This is a genomic window from Streptomyces sp. H27-D2, assembly GCF_035828615.1.
In the GTDB taxonomy this organism is placed as follows: Bacteria; Actinomycetota; Actinomycetes; order Streptomycetales; family Streptomycetaceae; genus Streptomyces.
The window spans coordinates 42,987-48,986 of record NZ_JAYMZR010000058.1 but is presented as its reverse complement, the minus strand read 5'-3'; the positions used below and the strand labels follow the sequence as shown (position 1 = coordinate 48,986).

Annotated in this window: 7 protein-coding genes; 3 read left to right on the top strand and 4 right to left on the bottom strand. The window is 71.0% G+C overall.

Annotated elements, in window-relative coordinates; translation table 11 throughout:
- Positions 1 to 88: 88 nt before the first annotated feature.
- Positions 89 to 1,576 (top strand): SulP family inorganic anion transporter, encoded by a 1,488-nt coding sequence (locus tag QMK28_RS21620; protein ID WP_326440490.1) that lies wholly within the window; start codon positions 89 to 91, stop codon positions 1,574 to 1,576.
- A 279-nt stretch (positions 1,577 to 1,855) separates the two neighbouring features.
- Positions 1,856 to 2,374, top strand: coding sequence for a DoxX family protein (locus QMK28_RS21615; RefSeq protein ID WP_326440488.1), 519 nt, complete (start codon positions 1,856 to 1,858; stop codon positions 2,372 to 2,374).
- A gap of 98 nt (positions 2,375 to 2,472) precedes the next feature.
- Here the strand turns inward: QMK28_RS21615 and QMK28_RS21610 are convergent, their stop codons facing one another.
- Positions 2,473 to 3,117, bottom strand: coding sequence for a CatB-related O-acetyltransferase (locus tag QMK28_RS21610; RefSeq protein ID WP_326440486.1), 645 nt, complete (start codon positions 3,115 to 3,117; stop codon positions 2,473 to 2,475).
- Between the two features lie 230 nt (positions 3,118 to 3,347).
- On the opposite strand from QMK28_RS21610, the gene QMK28_RS21605 reads away from it, so the two are divergent.
- On the top strand, positions 3,348 to 3,920 hold the full coding sequence (locus QMK28_RS21605; protein WP_326440484.1) for a hypothetical protein: 573 nt from the start codon (positions 3,348 to 3,350) through the stop codon (positions 3,918 to 3,920).
- An 89-nt stretch (positions 3,921 to 4,009) separates the two neighbouring features.
- Here the strand turns inward: QMK28_RS21605 and QMK28_RS21600 are convergent, their stop codons facing one another.
- The 3 genes from QMK28_RS21600 to QMK28_RS21590 form a co-directional block, all read right to left on the bottom strand.
- The gene (locus QMK28_RS21600; protein WP_326440482.1) at positions 4,010 to 4,204 is read right to left on the bottom strand and encodes a ferredoxin; all 195 of its coding nucleotides are present in this window, start codon (positions 4,202 to 4,204) and stop codon (positions 4,010 to 4,012) included.
- Positions 4,205 to 4,230: 26 nt separating this feature from the next.
- The gene (locus tag QMK28_RS21595; protein WP_326440480.1) at positions 4,231 to 5,418 is read right to left on the bottom strand and encodes a cytochrome P450; all 1,188 of its coding nucleotides are present in this window, start codon (positions 5,416 to 5,418) and stop codon (positions 4,231 to 4,233) included.
- A 180-nt stretch (positions 5,419 to 5,598) separates the two neighbouring features.
- The gene (locus tag QMK28_RS21590) at positions 5,599 to 5,985 is read right to left on the bottom strand and encodes a winged helix-turn-helix transcriptional regulator (RefSeq protein ID WP_326440478.1); all 387 of its coding nucleotides are present in this window, start codon (positions 5,983 to 5,985) and stop codon (positions 5,599 to 5,601) included.
- Positions 5,986 to 6,000 lie beyond the last annotated feature (15 nt).

Sequence of the window (6,000 nt, the reverse complement as noted above, 5' to 3'; positions counted from 1 at the left end):
ACGGGCGCCTCTGGAGGCGACTCTTCATGCAGACCGTCATCGGCCATGTCCACGGATTCCGGGACCGGATAGCAGCACGGAGCGAGCGGTGAAGCGCCGCGTGCGACTCCCCGTCCGCCTGCCCGTCCATCTGCCCGTCCATCTGCGGGCCGATGTCACCGCGTCGCTCGTGGTCTTCCTGGTCGCTCTTCCGCTGTGTGTGGGCGTGGCCGTGGCCTCCGGGGTGCCGGCCGAACTCGGCCTGGTCACCGGCATCGTCGGCGGGCTGGTCGCCGGGCTGCTCCCCGGCAGCAGCCTCCAGGTGAGCGGTCCCGCCGCCGGGCTGACCGTGCTGGTCTACGAGGCGGTCGAGACGTTCGGCCTGGCCGCGCTCGGCGTGCTCGTGCTGGCTTCGGGGCTGCTGCAACTGGCCATGGGCGCGCTGCGGCTGGGCCGGTGGTTCCGGGCGATCTCGGTGGCGGTCGTGCAAGGGATGCTGGCCGGCATCGGGCTCGTACTGGTCGCCGGACAGGTGTACACACTGGCCGACGCACGGGCTCCCAGCAGCGGAGTCGCCAAGCTCGCCGGACTGCCCGGGCTGGTCTCCGACACCGCCGGTTCCGGTACGTCGCTCGCCGCGCTCGCGGTCGGGACCGGGACCATCGCGGTGCTGCTGATCTGGCCGCGGCTTCCCCCGGCAGCCCGGCTGCTGCCCGCTCCGCTGGCGGCGGTCGCGCTGGCCACCGGCGCCGCCGTGCTGTTCGATCCGCCGATCGCCCGCGTCGAGGTAAGCGGCCTGCTGGACGCCGTACAGCCGCCGGGCGGCTCGGAGTTCGCGCAACTGGCGCAGCTGGGCATGCTCGGCTCGGTGCTCGCCTTCACCCTGATAGCTTCCGCCGAATCGCTCTTCAGCGCGGCGGCCGTGGACCGGCTGCACGACGGACCGCGGACCGACTACGACAAGGAGTTGATGGCGCAGGGCGCGGGCAACACCGTGTGCGGCGCGCTCGGCGCGCTGCCGATGACGGCGGTGATCGTGCGCAGCGCCGCCAACCTCCAGGCCGGCGCCAGGACCAAGTGGTCACGCGTGCTGCACGGTGTGTGGCTGCTCGTCTTCGCCGCTCTGCTGCCGGCCGCGTTGGAGGTCATCCCGGTCGCCGCGCTGGCCGGCGTGCTGGTGCACGCGGGCTGGAAACTGCTGCCGCGCGCTGAGTTGATCTTGCTGTGGCGTGAACACCGCGGCGAGGCCGTGGTGTTGCTGGTGACCGCTGCGGCGATCGTGATCACCGACATGTTCAAGGGCGTGCTCATCGGGCTGTTGCTCGCCGTGGTCAAGACGGCGTGGGACACCTCGCAGGGTCATGTCGAGGTGCTGGACGACGGCGCGGGGTCGATCACCGTACGGCTGTCCGGGAACGCCACCTTCCTGCGGCTGCCCCGGATTCTGGACCAGTTGGAGGCCCTTCCGCGCGACCGGGACATAGAGCTGGACCTGCGGATGCTGCGGCACATCGACCACGCGTGCGTCACGGCGCTGCTCGGCTGGGCCGAGCGGCACAATTCCCGGGATGTGGCGCCCGTGCGCGTCGCTAGGTGACCGGCGGGGGCGCGCTGGGGACGTGCCGGCGGACGCGCTGGGGGGCGGGGCAGGCGTTCCGCGGGGCCGGGCGGGCCCGTCCGGCCCCGGATGGTCACCGGGCGCGACTCGCTGCGAGCGGTACTGCCGTCGGAGTGGCCGGTGAGCCGCCCGCCGTACGACACGCGCTCAAGTCCTGTCCGGAAAACTATGGGTCAGCCGGTTCACTCCCGCCTCGTGGCCGCGCCATGTCGAACAGCTCCGGGGCGCCCGTCTTCACCCGACCCGAGGAGCCCGACCATGACCACGACCTTGCCGTCCGCTTCGAGCACGCCGTACACAGCCGCGCCCGTCTCGCTCACCCAGCGTCTCGACGTGGCTCGCCCCTACGCGCTGTCCTTCTTCCGCGTCGTCATCGGTCTGCTCTTCGCCTGCCACGGCGCGGCGGCCCTCTTCGGCGTGCTCGGCGGGGTCGTGCCGACCGGCGGGTCGGTCCCGGCGGGCACCTGGCCCGGTTGGTACGCGGCCGTCATCCAGCTCGTCGGCGGCACCCTGGTGACGCTCGGCATCGGCACCCGCGCGGCGGCCCTGATCTGTTCGGGCTCGATGGCGTACGCGTACTTCGACGTGCACCAGCCCACCGGCCTGTGGCCGTTGCAGAACGGCGGGGAGATGGCCGCGATCTTCTGCTGGGCGTTCCTGTTCCTGGTGTTCACCGGACCGGGCGCGCTGTCCCTGGGCCGCGCACTCCGCCGCGCTCAGGCCCGTTCCGGCGACGACGACGGCGACGGCGACGAGGTCTCCAGCCGCCCGGCGTGAGCCACGAGCCGCCGCTCACCGCCGGCGAGGGAACGCGGACAGCGCCCTCGCCGGCGCGCGGCTGCCCGCTGAGCGGCGTCCGTCCGGCCGACCGGTCGTCACTCCGTCGGGGCGGCGGCTTCGAGCTCGCCGATGCTGCCGGACATGACGGTCCGCAGGTGTTCGGTCAGGTGCTCGGCGGGCCAGTTCCACCAGGCGACGGCCAGCAGCCGGGCGATGTCCGGCGCGCTGAAGCGGCTGCGGATGAGCTTGGCGGGGTTGCCGCCGACGATGCCGTAGTCGGGGACGTCGTCGACCACGACCGCCCCGGAGGCGATGACGGCGCCGTGCCCGATCCGGACGCCGGGCATCACCATGGCGCGGTAGCCGAACCAGACGTCATGGCCGACGACCGTGTCACCGCGGCCGGGCAGCCCGCTGATCAGGTCGAAGTGCTCGGCCCAGGAGCCGCCCATGATGGGAAAGGGGAAGGTCGAAGGGCCGTCCATCCGGTGGTTGGCCCCGTTCATGATGAACCGCACCCCCTCGCCGAGCGCGCAGAACTTGCCGATGACGAGCTTCTCCGGCCCGTAGTGGTAGAGCACGTTGCGGGTCTCGAACGCGGTGGGATCGTCCGGATCGTCGTAGTAGGAGTACTCCCCGACCTCGATCAGCGGCGAGGTCACCAGCGGTTTCAACAGCACCACCCGAGGCTGGTCGGGGAACGGGTGGAGCACGGTCGGGTCCGCGGGTACAGGGCGCATGGCAGGTCCACTTCCGGGTGTTGTATAGGCGGGTGTCCTACGGGCGGCTGTCGTACGGGGTCGCGTGTCGGGTATCCGTGATCGCAGCCGTACCGGCGCGGACCGTTCGGCGGGCTCGCCGGACAGGCCCGTACGGCAGACCCGTACGGCGGGCCCACGCGCCGGAGCCCGGCGGCCTGCTGGCACAGTTCCTCCTCGGAGCGAGTTCCCGAGTCCGTGAGGCGACCCGTATGAGCACGACCAGCACCGCGCGCACCGTCACCGACGTTTTCCAGCCCCGCAACGTCCTGCTCGCCGGGCTCACCGGCATCGGCGTCGCCGCGGCGCGTGACTGGACCGGCGCGGCCTGGGGGCTGTTCGCGGCCCTCTGTGCGGGCATCGTCCCGTACGCCTACATCGAGTGGGAGCAAAAGCGCGGCACGTGGGGCGACCGGCACGTCGTGGACCGGCGGCAGCGGCCGCGTATCTTCGGCGTCATCCTGGCCTCGATCGGCATCGGCTCGGGCGTCATGATCCTGGCCGGCGCTCCGAGCGACATCCTCGTCGCGATGCTCGCGCTGTGGGCGGTGACCGTGCTCCTGCTGGCCGTGAACTCCCTCTGGAAGATCTCGGTGGACGCCACCGTCGCCTCCGCCGTCGTCGCCATGCTCGCTGCCGTCCACTCCCCCTGGTGGCTCCTCGGCTACGCGCTGGTCGTCGCGGTGTGCTGGTCCCGCGTCGCGCTGACGTACCACTCGGTCGCCCAGACGGTGGCCGGCTCCTGCCTCGGAGCGGCTACCGCCGTGGCGTTCGTCCTCGCGTAGCGGCGGCCTGGCCGGTGTGCGCGCCGTCGGGCGGGCCCAGTTGCGGTCGCCCGGCCCGCCCGGACCGCCCGCACACCGGCAAACCGCAATCAGTCGTCCGAGAGCGAAATGGCCTGTACGGGACACGCGCGAGCGGCCTCGCGCGCCATGGGGCCGCCACCGCCGTCCTCACGGCCGGGCAGCAACTCGCTGAATCCGTCGTCGTCCTGGGTGAAGACCCCCGGTGCAGTCAGGGCGCACTGACCGGCGCCGATGCAGGTCTCCTTGTCGATGCTGATCCGCATTGCCGAGCCCTTTCGTCCGCCGACCGCTACCACGTGACGGGGAGTTCGAACATTCCCTGAATCGTGTCGCCGGGCTTGAAGGGGATCTGCTCGGCGGGCACCGCGAGCCGGAGACCGGGCAGCCGGCCGATGAGGGTGCGCAGCGCGATCTCCATCTCCGCCCGCGCCAGGTTCTGCCCCAGGCACTGGTGGATACCGAAGCCGAAGGCGACGTGATGGCGGGTCGAGCGGTGCCAGTCCAGCGCGTCCGGCGCGGAGTAGGCGGAGGTGTCCCGGTTGATCAGTGAGGTGGACAGGACGATGCCCTCGCCGGCCCTGACGGCCGTCCCGGCCACCTCGATGTCCTCTGTCGCCACCCGCAGCATGCCGTCGGCGATGGACAAAAAGCGCATCAACTCCTCGACGGCGGCTGGCATCAGGGACGGATCGGCGCGCAACTCCGCGAGCCTTCGCGGATGTTCCAGGAGCGTGAAGGTACCCAGCGAGATCATGTTCGCGGTGGTCTCGTGGCCGGCGACGAGCAGGATCGTGGCGAGATTGATCAACTCCTGCCGGTCCAGCGCCCCTTCGCTCAGCTGCTGCCCGATGAGATCGTCGAGCAGCCCATCGCCGGGTTCGAGCTGCTTGCGGTCGATCAGCGCGCCGAAGTACTCCTCCAGCCGGTCGCGGGCCGCCTCGGTGTCGGCGGCTTTCGGCCCCCGCAGCAATCGGCGCGACTGCTCCTCGAAGAAGTCGTGGTCGGCGTAGGGGACCCCGAGCAGCGCACAGATCACCATGGAGGGGACGGGCAGCGCGAAGGCGCTGACCAGCTCGGCCGACGGGCCCTTTTCGAGCATGGCGTCCAGCAGCCGGTCCACGGTCTGCTGGATCTGCGGCCGCAGGGCCGCGATGCGTTTGAGGGTGAAGCCGGGGATCAGCATCCGGCGCTGTGTGTTGTGCTCGGGGTCGTCGACCCCGAGCAGTTCGATACGGCGTCGGGTGAGCCCGGCCAGGCGCTCCGTGAGGATCGGGAACGCGTCGTTCTGCCGATCGGAGGACAGCCGGGGATCGACGAGCAGCGCACGAGCCTCGGCGTGGCCGGTCACCACCCAGACGGATCGGCCGTCGTACAACGCGGCCCGCGAGAGGGGTCGTTCTTCACGAAGCGGCTGGTAGGCGGTGGGCGGGAGGTAGGGGCAGGTGCGGTCCTGGGGGAAGGAGACAGTTTCCGTCATGCATGACCTCGCAACCGAAGAGTCAGTCTTACTGATCTCTACTACATGCCTGAGGCATCTAATTCGTCTACGCGCAGTTCAGCCAAATCGGCTGAGCCCGCCGGTTCGACGGATCACGCGTCGGCGGCGCGGTACGGAAGCGGTACGGAAGTCGACCGGGCGAGGGTCGGGGCCCGCGCCTCAGCCGCAGGACGGCGCGTCGGCGTCGGCGGCCCGTATGCCGTCGAGGTGGTTCTCCACCCAAGCGCGCAATTGCCCCAGCGGCACCGAGACACCGCTGCCCAGCTCCGTCAACTCGTACTCGACGTGCAGCGGCACGGCCGGATAAACCGTGCGCTCGACGAAGCCGTTCTGCTCCAAGCGGCGCAGCGTGCTCGTCAGCACCTTGGGGCTGATCCCCTGGAGGCGTCGCCGCAGCACGCCGAAGCGCTGCGGCCCGTCCTCGAGCGCGCCGATCGCCAGCGCCGCCCATTTGTTGGCCAGCATGTCGAGTACATCGCGGCACGGGCACAGCGCGGCGTACACATCGTGCTGCGCATGCCGGCCCGTGGAACACGCCATGGCCATGAAATTCTCCTCCGG